9 protein-coding genes and 2 pseudogenes are annotated in these 20444 nt (G+C 60.7%); 5 read left to right on the top strand and 6 right to left on the bottom strand.

What is annotated here, in order from left to right; translation table 11 throughout:
- Nucleotides 1-156 precede the first annotated feature (156 nt).
- From BLU62_RS07115 to BLU62_RS07100, 4 genes and pseudogenes are all read left to right on the top strand, one after another.
- Complete coding sequence (locus BLU62_RS07115; protein WP_074848881.1) at nucleotides 157-1902, top strand: type I restriction-modification system subunit M; 1746 nt, start codon at nucleotides 157-159, stop codon at nucleotides 1900-1902.
- Complete coding sequence (locus BLU62_RS07110) at nucleotides 1899-3203, top strand: restriction endonuclease subunit S (RefSeq protein WP_084811757.1); 1305 nt, start codon at nucleotides 1899-1901, stop codon at nucleotides 3201-3203. Before BLU62_RS07115 ends, BLU62_RS07110 begins: the two co-directional genes overlap by 4 nt.
- On the top strand, nucleotides 3203-6337 hold the full coding sequence (locus BLU62_RS07105) for a type I restriction endonuclease subunit R (protein ID WP_074852743.1): 3135 nt from the start codon (nucleotides 3203-3205) through the stop codon (nucleotides 6335-6337). The genes BLU62_RS07110 and BLU62_RS07105 overlap by 1 nt, the downstream gene beginning before the upstream one ends.
- Nucleotides 6338-6633: 296 nt before the next feature.
- Nucleotides 6634-7635, top strand: a pseudogene (locus tag BLU62_RS07100) (IS481 family transposase).
- On the opposite strand, the gene BLU62_RS07095 reads toward BLU62_RS07100, so the two are convergent.
- From BLU62_RS07095 to BLU62_RS07080, 3 genes and pseudogenes are all read right to left on the bottom strand, one after another.
- Nucleotides 7632-8825, bottom strand: coding sequence for a glycosyltransferase family 4 protein (locus tag BLU62_RS07095; RefSeq protein WP_074848880.1), 1194 nt, complete (start codon nucleotides 8823-8825; stop codon nucleotides 7632-7634). The pseudogene BLU62_RS07100 and the gene BLU62_RS07095 sit on opposite strands and share 4 nt — an antisense overlap.
- Before the next feature lie 534 nt (nucleotides 8826-9359).
- Nucleotides 9360-10504: pseudogene (locus BLU62_RS07090) on the bottom strand (IS3 family transposase).
- A 37-nt stretch (nucleotides 10505-10541) separates the two neighbouring features.
- On the bottom strand, nucleotides 10542-11600 hold the full coding sequence (locus BLU62_RS07080; protein WP_074848879.1) for an IS630 family transposase: 1059 nt from the start codon (nucleotides 11598-11600) through the stop codon (nucleotides 10542-10544).
- Between the two features lie 1061 nt (nucleotides 11601-12661).
- Here BLU62_RS07080 and BLU62_RS07075 point away from each other — a divergent pair.
- The gene (locus BLU62_RS07075) at nucleotides 12662-13969 is read left to right on the top strand and encodes an ISL3 family transposase (protein WP_074848873.1); all 1308 of its coding nucleotides are present in this window, start codon (nucleotides 12662-12664) and stop codon (nucleotides 13967-13969) included.
- Nucleotide 13970: 1 nt separating this feature from the next.
- Here the strand turns inward: BLU62_RS07075 and BLU62_RS32495 are convergent, their stop codons facing one another.
- The 3 genes from BLU62_RS32495 to BLU62_RS07065 form a co-directional block, all read right to left on the bottom strand.
- Nucleotides 13971-15014 carry a hypothetical protein gene (locus BLU62_RS32495; protein ID WP_139180022.1) on the bottom strand — a complete coding sequence of 348 codons (1044 nt, stop codon included), beginning with the start codon at nucleotides 15012-15014 and terminating at the stop codon, nucleotides 13971-13973.
- Nucleotides 14984-16762: an RNA-directed DNA polymerase gene (locus BLU62_RS07070; protein ID WP_084811756.1), complete on the bottom strand. Its 1779-nt coding sequence runs from the start codon at nucleotides 16760-16762 to the stop codon at nucleotides 14984-14986. Before BLU62_RS07070 ends, BLU62_RS32495 begins: the two co-directional genes overlap by 31 nt.
- Nucleotides 16763-17081: 319 nt before the next feature.
- Nucleotides 17082-20147 (bottom strand): DEAD/DEAH box helicase, encoded by a 3066-nt coding sequence (locus BLU62_RS07065; RefSeq protein WP_074848877.1) that lies wholly within the window; start codon nucleotides 20145-20147, stop codon nucleotides 17082-17084.
- Between the last annotated feature and the right edge of the window lie 297 nt (nucleotides 20148-20444).

Genomic DNA, 20444 nt, shown 5'->3' with positions numbered 1-20444 from the left:
ATACAGCAGACGCCGAGGAACGACGCACGACACTCGAAGGGTGATGTGACGGACCCGTGCGAAGAAGGGCGATTCCTCGTCCCCAGCTACCCTCAGGTCCGCAACCTGCTACCACTACAGCAGGGGTTTCTTGGTCAAGGACGTTAGAGGAGTGCTGTGAGCAGCCTAGGTAGTTTCATCTGGTCGATTGCAGACCACCTTCGGGGTCCCTACCGCCCTAACCAGTACGGCAACGTGATCCTCCCGCTGACGATCCTTCGTCGCCTCGACTGCATCCTCGAGTCCGACCGGGAGACGGTGCGCGCACTCGCGGCGAAGTACGACAACCCCAACAGGCTCAAGGTCGAGGTCAAAAAGGCTACCGGGCGCCCGTTCTACAACACCTCGAACTACTCCTTCGCCAACCTTCTCCAAGACGCCGACGGGCTGGCAGACAACCTGGCCGACTACATCGACCGGTTCTCACCCGATGTCGACGTGTTCGAGTACTTCGACTTCAAGAAGGAAATCCTCGCCCTGGAGAAGGCGGAACTCCTGCGCGAGGTGATCACGTCCTTCAAGGCCGTCGACCTGCATCCGGACGTCGTCTCCAATGCCGACATGGGCGATGCGTTCGAGTACATCATCCGCAAGTTCAACGAGGCCGCGAACGAGACCTCCGGCGACCACTACACTCCGCGAGACGCGATCCGGCTGCTGGTCGACCTGCTCTTCGCCGAGAAGGACGTCGACCTGACCGAGGCCGGTATCGTCCGCACGCTGTACGACCCCACCGCGGGCACCGGCGGCATGCTCGCCCTGGCCGAAGAACACCTCCTCGAACAGAACCCCGACGCGAAGCTGAGCCTGTACGGTCAGGAATACAACGGGCAGTCGTACGCGATCTGCAAGTCCGACCTGCTCGCCAAGGGCCACGACGCAACCAACATCGGCTTCGGCAACACTCTCACCGAAGATGCGTTCAAGGACAGGAAGTTCGACTTCTGCATGTCCAACCCGCCGTACGGCGTCGACTGGAAGCAGTACGCGAAGGCGGTGACGAAGGAACGCGATGAAGCAGGGCCCTACGGCCGGTTCGCCCCGGGCCTGCCGGCGACCTCGGACGGGCAGATGCTGTTCCTGCTCCATCTGGCCCACAAGATGCGCGCCCCCAAGGACGGCGGCGGCCGTGTCGGCATCGTCATGAACGGCTCACCGCTCTTCAACGGCGCCGCCGAGTCCGGCCCCTCGAACATCCGCAAGTGGCTGCTGGAGAACGACCTGGTCGAGGCGATCGTCGCGCTGCCGACCAACATGTTCTTCAACACCGGCATCGCCACCTACATCTGGATCCTCGACAACACCAAGCATCCGGACCGCAAGGGCCTGGTACAGCTCATCGACGGCACCTCGTTCTGGACCAAGATGCGCAAGAACCTCGGTGCCAAGAACCGCGAGCTCAGCGACACCGACCGCGCCGAGGTCGTGAAGTTGTACGCCGACTTCACCGACGCCGACCCGGACTATTCCAAAGTGCTGCGCAACCACGAGTTCGGCTACTGGACCATCACGGTGGAGCGTCCATTGTTGGACGAGGGCGGGAAGCCGGTCGTCGACCGCAAGGGCAAGCCCAAGCCCGACTCGAAGAAGCGCGACACCGAGAACGTCCCCTTCACCTACGGCGGCTCGACCGCCGGCGCCACAGCCAAGACCGAGGTCATCCAGGCGTACTTCGACGCCGAGGTGAAACCTCACGTCCCCGACGCCTGGATCGACTGGACCAAAGTCAAGACCGGCTACGAGATCCCCTTCACCCGCCACTTCTATAAGTACGTCCCACCCCGGCCCCTCGCCGAGATCGACGCAGACCTCGAAAAGCAGGTCGCCAAGATTCTCGACCTGCTGCGAGAGGTGGAGCAGTGACGGGGCCGCTTTGGGCCGCATTGCCGGGCGGGTGGCTGACGGGCCAGCTCAAGAATGCAGCAACTGTCACGCTCGGCAAGATGCTGCAGAGCAAGGACTCCGGCGACGATGTGCGCGCCCCGTACATGCGTGCCGCGAACGTGCAGCCCGACGGCGTGCTGGCCCTCGACGACGTGAACGAGATGTGGTTCGGCGCCGCCGAGCTGGAGCAATTAAGTATCCGGGCGGGCGACGTTGTCGTCGTCGAGGGGGGCCAAGGCGGATTCGGCCGCGCCGCGTATGTCGACGAGGGTCTGCCAGGGTGGGGGTTCCAGAACTCGATCAACCGGCTGCGACCGACTGAGGACTTCGACGGCCGGTTCATCGCGTTCTACCTGATCGCGCTACGTGCCAGCGGTTTCATTCGCGCGTACTCCAACGTCGTCTCGATGCCACACCTCACTGCGGAGAAACTCGCACGGATTCCGATGCCGCTGCCACCGCTTGATGAGCAACGAGCCATCGCCGACTACCTCGACCGTGAGACCGCCCGCATCGACACGCTCATCGAGGAGCAGCAGCGTCTGATCGAGATGCTCCGCGAGCGGCGTCAGGCTATTGTCGAGTCCGCAGTTGGGCGGGGCTTGGATCAGACAGCGTCGATGCGAGCGAGTGGGTTGTTCTGGACAGATCAGGTTCCTCAGCATTGGGCCGTTGCAAACATCCGCAAGGTCGCGACTATGAAGACCGGGCACACTCCGAGCCGGAGCAAGCCAGAGTACTGGGTCGACTGCACCATTCCCTGGTTCACACTTGCAGATGTGTGGCAGTTGCGGGACGGCCGGAGAACTTATCTCGGCGAGACGACGAATCTGATCAGTGAAGTCGGCCTCGCAAACTCGGCAGCCGAGTTGTTGCCCGCAGGGACCGTCGTGCTATCCCGCACGGCTTCCGTCGGTTTCAGTGGAATCATGCCAGTGGAGATGGCGACCAGCCAGGATTTCTGGAACTGGATCCCGGGCGACCGCCTCACCGCGGAGTATCTGATGTGGACGTTCAGGGCGATGCGAAGCGAGATCCAGTCGCTGATGATCGGATCAACCCACAAGACGATTTACCAACCAACGGCCGCCGCGTTTCGAGTCCCAGTCCCCCCGATTGCTGAGCAGCGTGGCATTGCCGCGTACCTCGACGACCAGACCAACAAGATCGACACTCTCATCACTGAGTCTGAGCGGCTCATTGAGCTGTCGAAAGAGCGGCGGTCGGCGTTGATCACCGCGGCGGTGACGGGGCAGATCGACGTCCGGGAGATGGTGTGATGGCCGCTCACAATGAGGTCGTTTTTGAGTCTGAGATCTGCGCGTACTTGGAGTCCCACGGGTGGCTGTCCTCGGCCAACGATTTCGACTATGACCGGGAACGGGCGCTGCTCCCAGAAGATTTGTTCAGATGGCTGCAGGAGACGCAGCCGGTGGCCTATGAGAAGGCGTTGAAGGCCGCGGGGTCGGAGGCGAAGTTCCTCGACGTGCTGGTCACGGCGCTCGACAAGCCCCTCGAGTATGGGGGCGGGACGCTGAACATCCTGCGCAACGGGGTGCCCTACATCGGCGGTGGCCGGTTGAAAATGGCGCAGTTCCGACCCGAGACCAGGCTGAACGCGACCACTAACGAGCAGTACGCGGCGATGCGGGTGCGGGTGATGCGACAGGTGCATTTCTCCACCGCCGACCAGCGCAGCATCGACCTGGTGTTCTTCGTCAACGGTCTTCCGGTAGCGACGGTGGAGTTGAAGACCGATTTCACTCAGTCGTTGGATGAGGCGATCAACCAGTACCGCAAGGACCGGCATCCGCTGACCAACGGGCGACTGGAGCCGCTGCTGTCGTTCGGGCACCGGGCGCTGGTGCACTTCGCAGTCTCCAACGACCTGGCCGCGATGACCACCCGGCTCGAGGGCGAGAAGACGCACTTCCTGCCGTTCAACATGGGGTACAAGGGGAGCGCGGGCAACCCGCCGGGTGAGGCCGGGCGGTCCGCTACGGCGTATCTGTGGGAACGGGTCTGGGACAAGCACGCCTGGCTGCAGATCATCGGCCGGCTGATGATCGTGGAAACCAAGGAAGAATGGGACGTCGCGACCGGCACCTCGGTGCGGCGCACGAGCATGCTCTTCCCGCGGTTCCACCAGTGGGAGGCCGTGACGAACATCGTAGCCGCGGTGCGCGAGGAGGGGGTGGGTCGCCGCTACCTGATCGAGCACTCGGCTGGATCGGGCAAGACCAACACCATCGCCTGGACCGCGCACCGCCTGGCACGGCTGCACGCCAGCGACGAGAAGGTATTCGACTCGGTGATCGTGGTCGTCGACCGCACCGTGCTCGACGGGCAACTCCAAGACGCAATCCGGCAGATTGACGGCTCGGGGAAGATCGTGGCCACGATCAGCCCCGAGGATGTCCGCAAAGCAGGCGCGAAATCGAAATCCGGGCTGCTGGCGACCGCGCTCAAGAACGGGGAGCTGATCATCGCGGTGACGGTGCAGACCTTCCCGTTCGCCCTGGACGAGATCCGGAAGGACTCTTCGCTAAAGGGGCGCCGGTTCGCAGTCATCGCCGATGAGGCGCACTCTTCGCAATCCGGCCAGATTTCCTCCAAGCTCAAGGCCGTCCTGACGGCGGAAGAGGTCAAGGATATTGAGGAGGGCGGTGAGGTCGACGTAGAGGCAGTTCTGGCCGCCGAGATGGCCCAGCGAGCCGAGTCTGAGAACATCTCCTACCTCGCGTTCACCGCGACGCCGAAAAACAAAACCCTTGAACTCTTCGGTCGAAAAGGCCCCGACGGGAAACCGGCTGAGTTCCACCTCTACTCGATGCGCCAGGCGATCGAGGAAGGCTACATCCTCGATGTGCTTAAGGGGTATCAAACCTATGACACCGCACTGAAGATCGCCGGCAAGGCCGAAAGCGGCGACAGTGGCGAAGTAGACGAGTCTGCAGCCCGCAAAGGGCTGATGCGGTGGGTGAAACTGCACCCGACCAACATCAGCCAGAAGGTGCAGATTATCGTCGAGCACTTCCACACCAATGTCGCCCACCTGCTCGAGGGCAAGGCGAAGGCGATGGTCGTGACTGACTCGCGCAAGGCGGCGGTGAAGTACAAGAAGGCGATCGACGCCTACATCACCAAACGAGCCGCCCTGGACGACTCGTACAACTACCGCACCCTGGTCGCCTTCTCCAGTTCAGTCACGATGGACGAGGACGAGACGTGGGCGTCGGACTGGGGGCCGCGGCCGGGCAGGGACGACGAGTTCACCGAGGCGAACCTCAACCCTGGCGCCGGCTCGGACCTGGCAGCCGCGTTCAAGGGCACGACGTACACGATCATGCTGGTCGCCAACAAGTTCCAGACCGGGTTCGATCAGCCGTTGCTCTCCGCGATGTACGTCGACAAGAAGCTTTCCGGAGTCACTGCGGTGCAGACGCTCTCTCGGCTTAACCGCACTCACCGTACGGCGAGTGGAGAGCAGAAGCGCAAAACGTTCGTCATCGACTTTGTGAACAAGTCCGAGGACATCCGGGCTGCGTTCGAGCCGTACTTCACGGGAGCCACCCTGGAGACCGAGACCGACCCGTACGTCGTTGTCCACCTCGCGACCAAGCTTGACCAGGCCGCGCTCTATACGCCGGAGCAGGTACGTGAGGTCGCCGAACTCTGGGTGACCCGCAAGGGCAACAATGCACTCTCTGCCGCGATCAGCCCGCCGAAGCACGATTTTGCGCGGCGCTATGCGGCAGCCCTCGAGACCGACGACAAAGTCATCCTCAACGAACTTGACCTGTTCCGTAAGGACGTCTCCACCTACGTCCGTCTCTACGACTTCATGAGCCAGATCGTCGACTACGGTGACCCCTACATGGAGATGCTATCGATCTTCTTAAGGCTGTTGGAGAAGGTTATCGCTGACTCGTCCTGGGCGGCGGAAGTAGACCTTTCGGACGTGGTCTTGGTCGGGGTACAGCACACGCAGCGACCGAGAACGGACATCTCGCTGACGGGTGACGGTCAGCTTAAGGGGATCAGTGCCGCTGGCAGTGGCATGCGAAAGGAGCCGAAATTCGTTGCCTTACAGGTAGTCATCGACAAGATGAATGACCTCTTCGGCGCCGAGGCGTTCACAGAGTCACAGATCCGCGAGTTCGTGCAGGGGTTGGTCCAGCGATTACTCGGCTACCCAGACCTAGTCAACCAGACCGCGGTGAACTCGAAGAAACAGTTCATGGAGTCGCAAGATTTCCAGGCCGCCGTGACCGAGGCAGTCATTGACAACCAGGAAGCGCACAACACCATGGCCGACTATTTCTTCAGCGACGGCCCGGCGATTAACGGGGTCATCACTGCGCTCGCGGATGCGTTCTACGAGGCGGCGATCGATCACAAGACGACCGCATAGCTACACTCAATAGGCCGTTGGCAACGGGAGTCAGTTCGATATCGCGATGGTGCTGCGAAGACTGTCCAGCGCCCGGCAAGACGATTCTGTGTGGGCTACGACACTCGCTGCTCATCCCGCCCGCGTCCGCATGTCTCGTCGTCGGCGCTAGAACGTCGGTTCGGTAGAGACTGCCGTACTAGTTGTACTGACCCGGGACGTTAGGTACGGGGTTCGGCGAGCCTGCGTGACATAGGGAAGACCTCCGAGTGAGGTGTGGAGCTGTCTAAGAACCGCTCCTCATCCCGGAGGTCTTCATGTCTCACCGTAATTCACCGTTGTCCCCAACTGGTTGGCTGCGTCTGGCTCGGTGTGTCGTCGAGGACGGGTGGCCGCTACGGCGCGCGGCTGACCGTTTCAACGTCTCGGTCACGACGGCCAAGCGGTGGGCCGACCGCTACCGCGACCACGGGCCTGCAGGGATGGTTGACCGATCGAGCCGGCCGCGGTCGTGTCCGCACCGCACCAGTCGCGTGGTTGGGTTACGCGTGTCGCGCCGCTGGGGACCTGCCAGGATCGGGTTCCACCTGGGAATGAACGTGTCCACGGTGCACCGCATCCTCACCCGCTACCAGTGCGTGCGGTTGTCGTGGACCGACCCGGCCACCGGAGCGCCGGTTCGTGCACGACGACGTGAGGCTCGCCGGTATGAACGCGACGCTGCCGGGGACTTGATCCACGTCGACATCAAGAAGCTGGGCAGGATCCCCGACGGTGGTGGGCATCGCGTGCACAGCCGCGCCAAGGGCACCCGCAACTCCAGTGCCCATCGCGATGCTTCCCGACCCGCACCGTGCATGGCCGTCCCAACCTGGGATACGCCTACCTGCACCACGCCGTCGATGATCACTCCCGGTACGCCTATTCGGAGATCCTGGCTGATGAGAGAAAGGAAACCGCGACCGCATTCATGGCGCGGGCATTGGCTCACTTCGCCTCGATCGGTGTTACCACGACACGGGTAATGACCGACACGGCTCGTGCTACCGCTCCACGATTTTCGGGAGTTGTTGGCAGGCAACGGGATCAAACACAAAAGGACCCGACCGTACCGGCCGCAAACCAAAGGCAAGGTCCAACGATTCAACCGCACACTGCAAGAGGAATGGGCCTACGCCCGCCCCTACAACAGCGAGTCCGAACGCGTAGCCGCCTTCGACGAGTTCCTGCGCATCTACAATCACGAACGCGGCCACACCGCACTCAGGGGCAACTCACCCGCCGACCGCGTACCCAACCTGGCGGGTCGGTACAACTAGTCGAGACCGTCGAGCTCAGCCAGCAGGTAGTCTACGGCTGTGCGCCAATCCACGATTTCGCTCAGCCTCTTCCTCATCTCATGGGCTTGCGCTCGGGACGGTGCAGGATGAGTCAGTACATACCAAATCGCATCCGCCCACTCATCGATGGCAAGACGTGTCGACGTGTTGCGTGTGGTCACGATAGACGAAGGCTCAGTGTCGATGTGTGACTCTCGAAGGAACTGAGCTAAACCAGATTCCGCACTGATGAGCACTGGAATATCGCTCGCAATCGCTTCGAATGCGGCGAGCCCAAAACCCTCGTGCCGCGATGGCATGAGCATTACTCGAGATTGTGCGAGATCCTGCTTCACCAGTTCCTCGGAGTCGGAGTATGGCCTCAGGTGGTAAGCAACTCGACCCTCAAAAATCTCGTCCAAGCGGGCCTTCACGTCGGTCGCCGCTTCGCCCGGTACACCCCTTAGAACGAGCACTGGAGGGTGAGGCCGCGACTGCGGCCATCGATCGACGACCTTCAGAAGGGCATCCGCGACAATGTCAATGCCTTTAGACTGAAAGTCGTCAGCCCGGCCTACGACGAGGAGCGCATTTCTAACCGGGGGACTGGCCGATGCGGGATCGAAGGCCGAACGTAGGCCCGGGACCATGCACATGATTTTCGGCCGTGGACTTAGACCTATCAAGTCGTCAGTGATAGTTGCGGTCAGCATGGGCCCAACCCCGACTACCAGATCCGCGGATCTTGCGAGGTCTCGTTCGAGATTCCGCCGCTCGTCTGCGCTTGCCATCCGCGATGTTCCGCCTGGCATCTCTTTTGCTGCCTCAAGCTGCTCTGCGTCGGTGTGAACAAAGTGTACCCGCCTAGCACGGGAGAAGAACTGTTGCTTCTGGGCTGCGGCGTAGGAACCAAGCACTCGGCCATGGCCTATTATCACATCCGGCTCCCACGAAGAATCGGCGAAGACCGGGCGGAGGAGAAGTAGTTCACGGCTATTCAACCCTGGGATGGAAGCCGGAGTCACGAGTGCGACATCGACGTCCGAGGCAGCTTTGATGTCTTCATCTGTGGACCGTGGCACCATCACCGCTGTCTCGACTCCAGCTGAAGCAAGGGCCGTAGCAAGTTCTCTATTCATCGTTGACAGACCCCCGCGGCCAGAACGCCACTCATCACTGATGAGCATCATCCGTCGCTTCTTAGCGCAGTTGCACTGGGCCGGCAAGAATGCGCCGTGGTCTTCTCGCGACGAAGGCGCCCAACCATTTCCACTGTCGATAGCCAGAAAAGGGAACTCGTCTCCGACCGTTCAGATGAAGCAAAGTATTGCCACTGAAGCTCACCGGTCGCAGCACCAACGACTACTGAGTCGTAGCCAACGTCGTCTTCCGCTCGCAACAGCCTGCCAGCTAGGCTGGCGAAACTATCGTCGTCGCGCAGCGTCACATTATCGGGACTATCGACGAGCAGGAACACAGCGGCGAGTGTCACCTCGTCGCGGAATGAGCGGCGGGCCTCCACGGCGGCTGCGAGCAAACCCGCCACCCGATTGCGGAGGTTCTTCCGGAACGATGGCCCTGTGCTAGTGTCCTGAGTCATTAATTCGTGTGCAGTAGTGGGCGATGGAGTCGAGGATCTGGTCAGCGGTCTTGACCCACACGTAGTGGCAGGTCCCCGATAACCGGTCCAGTCGGTCCTAGAGCCAGTTCTTACTTGCGGTCGGTCAGTCGATCTCGCAGCCCACGGGGTGGTGCTGGTGGGTGCATCGGGCAGCGTACTCGGCCGGGGTCTTGTAGCCCAGCGCTGAGTGGCGGTGTCGGTGGTTGTGGTCGTCTTTGAAGTCTTCGATGACCATGCGGGCCTCCAACAGGGTGGGCCAGCAGTTGCGGTTCAAACACTCGTCGCGCAACCGGTTGTTGAACGACTCGATGAACCCGTTGTTCCACGGCGTGCCAGGCGGAATGTAGGAGATCCCCACCGACCCTGCACAGAACGTCTGGAGGGCCTCAGAGATGAACTCAGGGCCGTTGTCCATGCGCAGCACCTTCGGTGGGCCACCCCAGATCGCGAAGGTCTTCTTCCACTCCTCGATCAACCGGTCGGCGGCGATCGAGCGATCCACAATGTTGAGCAGCGACATCCGGGTGTGTTCATCGACCATGGACGCGATCTTGATCTTGTGTCCGTCGACAGTGGAGTCGAACTAAAAGTCCAATGCCCACACCACTTTCGGTGCGTCCGCGGTGACAATCGGCACCGACGACTGGCCGGCCCGTTTACGCCGCGGCGCCCGGCGCACCTGCAATCCTTCTTCCTTCCACAGCCGGTGGACCTTCTTCTTGTTCACGGTGTCGCCTTCGTCGAAACGCAGCCAGGCCCACGCCCGACGGAACCCGTGGCGTGGGTTCTGACGGGCGTAGGTTCGTAGCTGCTGGCGCAGGCCAGCATCCGGGTCAGCCGGGGTGTGCGCTTGCGGCAGTTGACGATACGCTGAACGAGCAAGCCCAACAACCTTGCACGCCTTGCGTTCTGACATGTTCATCACGTCTTTGAGCATGTCGATGGCGGCGCGTTTGGCGGTTGGGCTCAGAATTTTCCCTTGGCGATCTCCCGTAGCGCGTCCTTCTCCAACTCGGCATCGGCGAGCAGCCGCTTGAGCCGGCCGTTCTGCTCACGCAGCTCCTTGAGCTCCTTGGCCGCGTCACCGTCCATGCCGCCGTACTGGCGGCGCCAGTTGTACAACGTCGCTGCCGACACCTCGAGGTCGGCGGCGATCTCCTCGCCGGTCTTGCCCTGCGCCGCCAACTCGTCAGCCCGGCGCAACTTGCGCACAATGTCCTCTGCCGAGTGGCGCTTGCGTCCTGCCATGATCCTCATCGTCCCTTCTCTGCCCTCAACAGGGCAATCAGGACTCTAAAACAGACCGGACCGGTTCACGGGGGACACGCCAGTAGGGACGGGGGTTGTCGTTCCAGGTCTCGATCCACGCTCTGATGTCGGCATTGAGTGCTCGTACGGTGCGGTGGGTGGAGCGTTGGAGTTTCTTGGTGGCCAGTTCGGCGAACCAGCGTTCGACGAGGTTCATCCAGGATGAGCTGGTGGGGGTGAAGTGGACAACAAACCGCGGGTGCGCGGTCAGCCATCGCTTGACCGCGGGTGTCTTGTGGGTGGAGGCATTGTCCATGACCAGGTGGACGTCGAGCTCGTCGGGTACCTCGGCGTCGATCTTGCGGAGGAATCCGATGAATTCCGTTGCGCGATGCCGTGAGTGAAGCGAACCGATGACTTTGCCCGACGCGATGTCCAACGCCGCGTACAGGCTGGAGGTGCCGTTGCGCACGTAGTCGTGGCTGGCCCGTTGCGGGGTGCCCGGGAGCATGGGAAAGATCGGCTGGGTGCGATCGAGCGCTTGGATCTGGGTCTTCTCGTCAACGCAGAGCACCAGGGCACGTTCGGGTGGGTTCATGTAGAGCCCGACGACGTCGCGGACCTTCTCGGTGAACATGGGATCTTTCGACAGCTTCCACGAATCCTGTTTGTGTGGAGCCAATCCGAACGCTCTCCATACACGCGAAACAGTTGACTGCGACATGTCGAGATGCTCAGCCATCGACCGAGTCGACCAGTGTGTCGCATTCTTCGGAGTGGTCTCGAGAGTTGCGGTGATCAGGTCTTTGATCTGCTCGTCGCCGACGGTTCGAGGTCGCCCGGGCCGGGGTTCGTCGAGCAACCCCTCGCAGCGGTGCTCGACGAACCGGCCTCGCCATCGCCGCACGGTACCTCGGTTGAGGCCGAGTCGTTGTGCCACTTCGGTATTCGACCCGCCATCAGCGGCAGCGAGAACGATTCGTGATCGCATCGCCAAACCCGAGGCCGTCGTTCGCCGACGCGCCCACCCTTCGAGCTCACGGCGCTCGTCATCGGTCAGAACAATATCCACTGCTCGCGGACCCCGGGTTGCCATTCCCCAGTCTATCAACCGAATGACAATTAATGACTCAGGACACTAGCGCGGGATCTCCAGCTTTCACGGTAGGAACACTCCCCTCAGAGTCGCGCCCTTAGCCTCGCCAATCCGATTGGCGCAAACCATGACCACTTGATTACGCCGCTCGCGGATCGCCGGCGGCCATCCCTCCTGCACGCGAGCCGCTGTAGCTCTGTGCGTCTGATGGCGGGAATCGACGTCGGTGCTCACTTAGCGAGCCCGGTCTGCTGGCAGTAGATGGTTGACGTTAGCCGAACGTATGGCCCACTCCGCAGGGCGTAAGACCCTGAGAGGCAGTCCTTGCGAGTCCGCTCGCTCCCGAGCAAACGGGAGATCGCCTGACTCGAACCTGTCGCGCTCGTACATGATTGTGGTCCTTCAATAAGTTGCGCACCAGCAGGACACGCGCGCCACCCCGGTAAGTGCGGGCATAGCGATTTGGATTCGCTAGGCTGTGACATCTGCGGACCACTGCGTGACCCGGGAACGTTAGGACTCCTGGGTTGGAAGAACGCCCGGATACGCGAACTCGGATGCCCTCGACGCGTGCGCTAGTGCACTACGGCGAGTCATGACCGCCGTCTGAGTGTGCGGGAATGTCTCGTCGTGAGTCCGAAATTTCAAATCCGTCCGGGGTTGGTTTGAACTTGCCCTTCAACACGATATGGGCCGACTGGTGTTCGCGGAGCGAGGCATAGTCAATTTCGCCAATCACGACGTAATTGTGATTTCCGCCCCTAACGCGGAGTATATCGCGTCTATAATCCTTCGCGTATGGGGCACGTATTCTCGAGTCTCCGTATTGCCGGTGGTTCGATTGCGCAATGTACGCATGAACATCGAGGGCTGCGGATTCAACGAGAGCCTCAAAGGGGCTCTTCCTGATTGACGGTGCGTGGAACAGGTTCTTGCGACCACAAGATGTAGGGGTGAGCAAGATCGCGGGGTGTGGGCGGTGAGCCTGGAGATATAGGCGGGTCCTGTGGTGTGAGGATGAAAGCTCTCACACACCCACCCGGACACCAACAGGACCCACGTTGCAGCGTAGCGCTATTGCCGACACCATCTGCCGCACCATCGAGCTCGGGGTGACGATCACCGGTGCCGCCCTCGACGGCGAGGACCGCACCCACGTGTTCTGCCAGGTCCTGGAACCGAAGAACACATGTCCCGGATGCGGACAGCTGGGTCGGCTGCGTGACCACATCGATCGTGAGGTCGCTGATCTGCCGATCGTGGGGCATCCGACTCGGCTGCATATCGCGGTGCCGCGCTACCTGTGCGAGAACCCGGACTGTGCCACCACGATCTTTCGTGCCGACATCTCGACCATCGTGGCGCCACGGGCCCACGTCACCCGCCGCACCACCACGTGGATTCTGCGGGCGATGATCGTCGACAAGATGTCGGTCAAGGCGGTCGCCGCGGCGGTCGGGTTGGGTTGGAACACCGTCAACACGCTCGCACTCGAGGAGGCCCGCATGCTGGCGTCCGCACCGGCCCGCCTGGACGGTGTGCGGGTCCTTGGGGTCGATGAGCACAAGTGGAAACACGTTCGCGGCAAGGGGGATTCGAGTTTCGTGACCGTGCTCGTCGACCTGACACCGATCGTCGATGGTACCGGCCCGGCACGCTTGCTGGACATGGTCGCCGGCCGCTCCAAAGCCGCGTTGAAGGATTGGCTGACCGCGCGCGATCCTGCATTTCGTGACCGGATCAAGGTCGTCACCATGGACGGGTTCGCCGGGTATCGCACCGCGACCGCTGAAACCCTGGACAAGGCGCGTGCGGTGATGGATCCGTTTCATGTGGTGCACTTGGCCGCAGACAAGCTCACGGTGTGTCGTCAACGCGTGCAACAGGATACGTGCGGACACCGCGGCCGCACCGGGGACCCGCTCTACGGCATCCGCCGCCCTCTGCTCACCCGAATCGGCTTGTTGACCGACAAGCAGAAGACCCGCATCACCAACGGCCTCGAAGCGCGTGAGGAACATCTGGCGGTCGCGGTCACCTACGCCGTCTATCAAGACCTGATTGACGCCTACGGCCAACCGCACAAGCGTGACGGGAAGATCGCGATGTACAAGCTGCTCAAACGCATCCACACCGGCGTGCCGAAAGAACTCGCCGAACTTGCCCAACTCGGCCGTTCGTTGTGGGCCCGACGCAAAGAGATCCTGGCGTACTTCGACACCGGTGCCTCCAACGGCCCGGTCGAAGCGATCAACGGACGCTTGGAACACCTGCGCGGGATCGCGCTCGGCTTCCGCAACCTCAACCACTACATCTTGCGGTCACTCATCCACTCCGGCGGCCTGGCAGAACGCCTACACGCACTCTGAATCAGGAAGAACCCTCAAAGGTTCGGAAGTCCTGGTTCCATTCGGGTACAAAGATGGCGTCCACCCTGCCACGGAGGGCGCTCCGGTAGCCGATATTTGTGAGTTCGCTACAAATCAACGAACTAAAACGGAATCCACCATGGGCGACAATTGGCGGGATATCCCATCGCACGCGGGGCTCAAGCGTTAGCGATGCTAAGTCGTGGAGAAGGTGTTCCTCGTGTGGGGCGGGGCGTTGCTTGTCTTGCTTATACACAAGTGCAGCGGGGTAGCCGAGGCCATCGAGACGTAAGGCAGCCCATACTTGGTTTGCGACCTTTCGCGTTCCGACCGACTGGTACTCGATCCCTGAAATGAGGCTTATCCCACTCTCCTGGAGTTTCAGCGCAATAGGGACGAACCAAAAGGACGGAAGTGCCAGTTCAGGGAGCAGAGCATAGTGCGCCCCGGGGGTTCTATCAATCAATTCGGTAAACATGGCTGCAAGCTTTTCAAAGCGAGCCTGGCCGAGATCATGCTGACCAATTGCGGCACACTTCCAAGACTGAAAACTTGTGTCGAGCATAGCGAGGGCAACACGACGCTTTCCCTTCGGGTAGTTTACGTCTAATCTAAGCTCTTCTGGGTTCCCATCACCCGCTCCTGAGTAACTCGGCAGTTTCCCTGTAGGGGAGTATCCGCGAATTGCGAGTAGTATCCTCTCGATGTCGGTGGCCTCGGCTAAGCCGACAGGTGACGTATGGTCCTGAATCGAGAGATACAGCTCGACCATGTTGAACGGGCGGGTCGAAAACAGGAGCCCCCTCACTTCGCGGCCGCGGATACCACTCAGGAGTGCCGATCGGTCATCATCTAATCCTGCGGTCAGTCTCGCTAGAAGAAGATCGAGTCCCTCAGCGACTACTGGTGAAATCGGCGTTCTGGTTACTCTCATTTCTTCAGGAGAAGGGAGGGAAACGCGATCTGCCGAAACTAGTTCGCGCCCGAGTAGCGAGAACCTAAAAGGCACGTGGGCTAGATCGCGGGCAAACTCCGGCTGTGCCACGATCGGACCTCCGCCCCGCCCATACCATCAGGTAGTACCTGCCCGAGGTCCTGTATCTCGAATATCAGATTGTCTATATGATCCTGAGTAAAGCTACTCGCAAGCCCACTCGCAATGCTCTCGTAGATTTCCCTGCATAGTTGCCTTCCCCAGATCGCGGAGACATCTACCTGAGCATCGCCTTCAGTCGAATCCCCGACCACCGACAGTCGGCAGGTCTCGACAGCGACTCTATGAACATCCCGGACCGCGACTATAAGCTTCATCGTTGCCTCATAGTCTCCGCATGCCACCGCCAGTTTCACCAAGCGTGGCACATAAGGTGCCAGGTCGAAGAAGTGCGGCATGACGAGAATCTGCTGGCACACCGTCTCTATAAACGCTGAGCGGTGAGCTTGCCAAGACTCAGGATTCAGGTTACGTTCGTATGCTTCGAAATCGCGTAGCCGAATCGCAAATCCGGACCTCCTTGCGGATATTTCATCGGTGTCTCTGAGAGTTTCGGCGGGATCGCCGTCGATATGTGTAGCGTTGGCAATGTCTGAACCGATGTCGGTTGGATCGCTCGGGATGGCCGGTAACGCACGCCATTCACTGCCCCGCTCATTAATGGCCTTTTTGATCGAGCCAAGTAGGGACCTGCCGGTCGAGCCAGAGAGATGGAATACCTTGTTTTTGTGATTATCGAAACGGATTGTCGATCCGGACAAGTACGACGGAGAAAATTCGATGGTCGTATTCGAGGGGTAGGAATTATCTGAATTCGATTGTTCTTCACGTTGAAGGAAGCCGCGGCTTCTCGCGATTATCCAATCCCATACGTCCCTGCGACCCTGGAGATTGCCCGAGTCCTCAAGCACAAGCAGTATGTCGTCGACGTATCGTCCATAATACAGCGGTTTTACTTCATCGCTTATCACTTCATCAAGTTGGATGAGTGCCAGGTTTGCGACAACCGCCGATGCGGGTAAACCGACGGGGAGCCCGCGGGGCCGCCAGCCTGTGCGCTCCGCGACGTTGTGCGACCACCACACCAACGACTTGACAAATAGCCGATGCAGCTTCGTTTCCTGTGTATCGAGATCCGCCCCCAGAACTCCGTGGAGAAAGTATTTGTCAAGCAAGAACTCGGGATTTAGGCAATGATAGTATGAAGTGACGTCTGCAGTAAGTGCAATGACAGACTTCCGGTCATCTAGTGCGCGGGTCATTGCAGTAAGTCCGCCGTCTCGCCATTCCCGGTATGGGTAGAGGTAGGGCTTAAAGCTCCCGGAAGCAAGTTCATTAAAGTCACCGCTTCTCGTCCGCCGGAGGCGACTGCCCATCGCTGAACTGTCTAACCTTCTCTCCAAACGCTCGCCAACCTTAAGAATCCAAAGGGACGAAAGCACGTGAAAATCGATACTGCAGCGGCCCATCGGTCGGAACTTCGCGACGGGCTGGCTAGATCCTGCGTGTTCACGCCACCCAACGTGAGGATCCGACCAGATGAACGAGTCTGATTCGCCCCCCGGGCGAAGTGCCTTGCTGGCCTCTTTGGGCGATAAGGTGAAAGTCCCCACGAATGCTGGATCCTTCACCCAGGTTTCGTCGCGACTTAATACTCGCGAACGGAGGTTACGAAGGTTGTCGCCCAAATTTTCCTCGTATTCAACGAGGTCCAACAGCCTTGGATCAGACGCATAGAACAGATCGACCTTAGCCTTCTTGTACGCGACGACCATCTCGTCGAGTGTTATTGGCGTCATGCACTAGCCTCCAAAGAGAGGCCCCACCGATCCGCAGTCGTCATTGCAGCTGCACACCTGGGGAGCTCAATCGGGTTGGTTGGTCAAAACTCGCTCGAGACTAGCGTAGGCGCGTCAGCCTTCGGCGCCTTACGTCGACGCGGCGCTAGCGGTCGGGACTGCAGCACGGGCAGGGGACATCTATCTGGCTTGCCTTTGGCTGCGCGGGAGGGATGTAGCTGTGCCAAAGCCGTATCCAGCCGCTCGCGGCTGGAGGCATTCGTGGTCAGTCGCAAGCTGACGAACGGTGGGTCACCGACTGCCCGCTGGCCACATTCGCTTAACTCGCTACCATCGAGCCACTCTCAAACACATCCATAGGCATGGGACGACGCAGTTTCCACGTGATCGCGATCGGGCGTTCGCCGCGATGACTCACGTAGTCGACAGGACCCAAGAAGATGAAGGGTTCCGCACCGAACGCACCATTCGGTTGGTCGCGAACGAATAGAAGGACTTCGCACCCGTTGCCGCGCTGCTCCACGCATCGCCGGCCCATCGGGGAGTCGACGGCGGTCTTGTTCGGGGATTCCCAGTGAAAGGTGTCCCGCGAGATGGGGTAGTCGCGGTACATCGTGGAAGGACTGAACTCCCGCTCGTCCTTGTGGAGATTGACGAAGAGTGCGCCGGTATCACCATTCCAGGTGACGCCGCCGGCTTGTCCTCGCGCTTTGCGTTCCCAGTTGGCAAAGCCGATGGCCGCCAGCACCTCCTCACGCCGGTACCGAGCATGGGTCTGTAGGGGGACACCGTCAACGGTTCGAGGCACGTGATGGATCCTGGCCGAGGTGATGTCGAGTAACTGGCCGATCTCCGCACAGATCGCCTTATGCGCGCGAAGGAAGTTGAACCCGTCGTCGTAGCTCGTAAAACCTCCGCGATCGGACCACAGAGTGAAGAAAAGCATCCGTGCCAGAGTCTGCTCGCGGGGCGTGAGTTCGTGATACGAGGGCCCACCCGGAGTCGCCAGCTGACGATAGACGTCTGCGCGCTCGAGGTCGTCGACGTGGGCGAGTGCTCGGACACGCTTGGCGAGGGAGTCCTCGTCTGGACCTGGTGGCAGTGTCGGAAGTCCAGCATCCCGAAGTAGTGGCGTCCAGGCGCGAGTTCCGCTACCGGAGTAGACCAACGAGAGATCGCTATCCGTCTGCGCCAGAAAGGCGCTCAGATCACTGGTGTTCGCTTCCTTCACCATCGCGATCAGTGCAGAACGGCGATTGGTGGGCAGAGCCCGCTTGATCGACTCGAGGACGATCTCTTGGGCCTGCCGATCCATCACGATCCGGCTAGCGCCCGGAAGGAAAGGAAAGCCATCGGAGACCTCGTCCAGCAATCGATTCCCACGCGTACCCGTTAGTGCGCTGAACCGCGGGGCGAAGTTGAACTCCGCGCGGTGGTGGCCGATGAAATCGAGCACCGTGAGAACGGCTTTGCGCCTGCTGCGCCGCAATCCACGCCCCAGTTGCTGAAGAAAGACGGTGGCGCTCTGAGTGGGCCGGAGCATCAGCAAGGTGTCTACATCGGGGAGATCCAGGCCTTCGTTGAAGAGGTCAACGGCAAAGAGGCAGGCAACTGCACCCGCGCGCAGGTCAGAAAACGCCTGCGCGCGAACGGCACTAGGTGTGTCGGCCGAAATAGCCACCGCGGGGATGCCCTGCTTGGAGAATGCGTCGGCCATGTACTTGGCGTGTGCAATCGAGACGCAGAAGCCAAGCGCGCGCATGGCGAAAGGGTCGGCCACGTAGTCACGCACGGCGTTCAGTATGAGTCGGGTGCGTGCGTCGTTCCCCGTGTACACATTCTCGAGATCGGCGATCTTGTAGTCGCCGCGCGACCACGTGAGGTCGCGCAGGTCTGTGTTGTCGGCGATGCCGTAGTAGTGGAATGGGCAGAGCAGGTCCTGCTCGAGAGCGTCCCACAACCGGAGTTCGTAGGTCGGCCGGCCTCCGAACCAATGGAGGATGTCGAGAGTATCGCTGCGTTCGGGCGTTGCAGTGAGACCCAGGAGCTCAGATGGCGTAATCCACTGTAGCAGTGAGGTGTACGTGGCTGCCGCGGCGTGATGAAATTCGTCGACAACGACAACGTCGAACGTGGCAGCGTCAACACTGTCGCCACCACGACCGCTGAGCGATTGGATGCTGGCGAAGACATGTTGCCAGTCGGTCGGCCGGTGGCCATCGACGTACAGTGCCCCAAAGCTGCCATCTCCGAGCACCTCCCGATACTTTCGCAGGGACTGTTCGAGAATCTCCTTGCGGTGTGCCACGAATAGCAGGCTTAGTGACTTGCCGGCCTGTTCGCATAAGCGCTTGTAATCGAGAGCAGCTATTACGGTCTTGCCGGTTCCGGTGGCGGCAACAATGAGATTGCGGTGGTGGTTGTGCACTTCGCGAGCTGCCTCGAGAGCTTCCAAGACACGCTCTTGGTGCGGCCACGGTTGCACGTCGAGCCCTGAGACGGTGATAGTCTCGCGACCGCTCTTACCGCCACCCGCTTCAAACAGAGCCTGATCGAGCGTGGTGCCGTCAGTCGCTGGGTCGTAGGGCTTGAAAGCTGGGTCGTTCCAGTAGGTGTCAAAGACGCCTTCGAACTTTCGGATAAGGGTAGGCGTGCTGATACCGGAGATCCGGACGTTCCACTCGAGCCCGTCGACCATCGCCGATCTGGAGAGATTTGAGCTCCCCACATAGCCGGTATCGAATCCGGAATTGCGTCGAAACAGCCAGGCCTTGGCGTGCAATCGGGTTGTGGCGGTGTCGTAGCGAACGCGAACGTCGGCGCCATACTTCGTGACAAGTTCGTCGACAGCGCGGCGTTCGGTAGCGCCACGGTAGGTCGTGGTGATCACACGCACCGGGACGCCCCGTGAGCGCAGTGCCTGCAGCTCACGACCGATGACCGCGATGCCGGCAAACCGGATGAACGCGCAGAGGAGATCGACACGATCAGCGCTAGCGAGTTCGCTCGATATCTCGCTCGCCATGTTGGGCTCGTCGCGACGGTTGGTCAGGAGGGCGACCTCGGACAACGGCGTTGCCGGACGAGTCGGGACCGGCGCACTCGCAGAATGCAATGAGGCCAGCACCTCGGTACGCGAGATTACTTCGTCGCCGCCGGCGGCGATGTGAGCCAGGATGGCGTTCGCCGACTCTTTCCTGGCACCTTCCGGCAACGTGCTGAGATGCCGTTCGACGACTGCCGCCACGTGCCGTGCATAAACATGAGGCTCCGATGCCGGTGAGATCTCGGAAAACTCTGCTACCAGGTTCGTTGACGCTAATCGCTTCGACAAGCGCTCTGTCAGAACGGATTCGTAGATTCCAGGAGGAAAGGCTTCGGGCACGAATGGAGTAGATCACGTCAGCCGGACACATTGCTCGCGCCTCGGTGACCGTGTCCCCCATTGATGGCTTGTTGCCTGCACGACCAGGTCTGGATACAGCGGTGGCGGCTCGTGGGCCAGTTCCACTTTCGCGTGATGAAACCGTGCCGAGTTCGTCCGAACGGACGACAGTACCGCTTGGATCCGAAGAGGTGGCGCTAGGGACTCAATCACCCCCCCGGGCTGTCCGTATTCACCTCGCGCCTCGGCGGACTCGGTCGAAACATCCTGGAGAGTGCCATCGACCCCTATTCAAGT

This window comes from Gordonia westfalica (assembly GCF_900105725.1).
Lineage (GTDB): Bacteria > Actinomycetota > Actinomycetes > Mycobacteriales > Mycobacteriaceae > Gordonia > Gordonia westfalica.
Note: the sequence above shows the minus strand (reverse complement) of the source record. Positions and strands in the feature narration are given on the sequence as shown.

Coding starts and splice junctions, on each gene's coding strand:
- BLU62_RS07095 (WP_074848880.1), bottom strand. CDS start 8,825: ATGATGCTCATCAGTGATGAGTGGCGTTCTGGCCGCGGGGGTCTGTCA.
- BLU62_RS07105 (WP_074852743.1), top strand. CDS start 3,203: ATGGCCGCTCACAATGAGGTCGTTTTTGAGTCTGAGATCTGCGCGTAC.
- BLU62_RS07080 (WP_074848879.1), bottom strand. CDS start 11,600: ATGGCAACCCGGGGTCCGCGAGCAGTGGATATTGTTCTGACCGATGAC.
- BLU62_RS07070 (WP_084811756.1), bottom strand. CDS start 16,762: ATGACGCCAATAACACTCGACGAGATGGTCGTCGCGTACAAGAAGGCT.